Source organism: Paraburkholderia sp. CNPSo 3076 (assembly GCF_026343935.1).
Classification (GTDB): domain Bacteria; phylum Pseudomonadota; class Gammaproteobacteria; order Burkholderiales; family Burkholderiaceae; genus Paraburkholderia; species Paraburkholderia nodosa.
The window spans coordinates 1-1,223 of sequence record NZ_JAPMAL010000114.1 but is presented as its reverse complement, the minus strand read 5'-3'; the positions used below and the strand labels follow the sequence as shown (position 1 = coordinate 1,223).

The window sequence follows — 1,223 nt, the reverse complement described above, 5'->3', positions numbered from 1 at the left end:
GTCTACCGGTGGCTCGCTAGACACCGGGCCTGCCGCACCGAACACGTCGGCCGCGCGCTCCTGCAACTGCCGTTTCCATTCCGTGATCTGGTTCGGATGCACATCGAACTGCTGCGCCAGTTCGGCCAGCGTCCGCTCGCCCTTGACTGCCGCCAGGGCCACTTTCGCTTTGAACGCCGCTGAGTGCGTGCGTCGGGTTCGTTTCGTCATTTCCTCGGTTCCTTTGCCTGCATTATCGCTGGCTCAGGCCCCGGCCGTTCCACTTATCCCGCTGTCCGATTTTGCGCGGCCACCTCTGACTCGATGTAGCGCACCTTCATCCCCTGCAGGGTGGCGTTGTAGGCGATGGCCTTCGCAACGTGGCTCTTGCCGGTGCCAGGTTTGCCGATCAACAGCGCGTTGTCGCTGTCGGCGACGAACTTCAGGGTGTGTAGCTCGAAGCAGGCCTGACGGGGTACTTTCGGATTGAAGGACCAGTCGAAGTCGGTCAGGGTTTTCCGCTCGTCCAGTCCGGACTGCTGGAAACGCCGTTCGAGCAGCCGGGATTGCCGGCGATCGAGCTCGTCCTGCAGAATCATGGAGAAGGTTTCGAGGAACGGCTGCTGGCTGGCCTGGGCCTGCAGTACCCGGGTTTCGAGTGTCGCGCTGATGCCCGACAGGCGAAGTTCGCGCAGCGCGCGATCGATTTCGGCAAGGCTCATGCTCAAGAGAGATCTCCGTGGGTTGATGGCATGGCGGCGCTGTGCTTGGCGCCGAGGGTGAACAGGTCGGCATAGTCGTCGCCGTCCCGGATGAGGTGATGTTCCTGGGTCAAGGGCAGTTCGCCCTGGACGGGCGCGTCCAGTTCAGCCAGCGCCTGCTCCAGCAGACGCTCGGTCAGCGCCTTGACGTGCTTGTAGCTCGGTACGCCTTCTCTCATGGCGACCTCGCAGGCCGATTCGATCAGGCGGCGGGGGTAGCGCCGGACCAGGCCAACGATGCCCCAGAGCTTGCGCTGACCGACCCGGCCTTCGGTGTCGAACAGATGCTGGCACAGGCGCTCGGCCGATGGCCCGATCGTCCTGGCCTGCGCGAGGATGCGGCGCGTTTCCCGGGAGGGATTGAACGGCCGCTCGTCCTGCGGCAGTACCACCGTGCCCGGCCTGTCGGCCAGCATGTGGGTGCGCAGCAATGCCTGTGTCTGGAGGTTGCGGATTTCCAGGTGACGGGCAAACTTACGCACC

General features: G+C 64.3%; 1 protein-coding gene and 2 pseudogenes. All 3 read right to left on the bottom strand.

Annotation, left to right across the window (positions count from 1 at the left end):
* On the bottom strand, positions 1–210 hold a 210-nt coding region (locus tag M3A49_RS42255; RefSeq protein ID WP_133185892.1), incomplete at its 3' end, for a transposase.
* Between the two features lie 83 nt (positions 211–293).
* Positions 294–701 (bottom strand): annotated as a pseudogene (locus M3A49_RS42250) (ATP-binding protein); the annotation flags it as partial.
* A gap of 2 nt (positions 702–703) precedes the next feature.
* Positions 704–1,223 (bottom strand): annotated as a pseudogene (locus tag M3A49_RS42245) (IS21 family transposase); the annotation flags it as partial.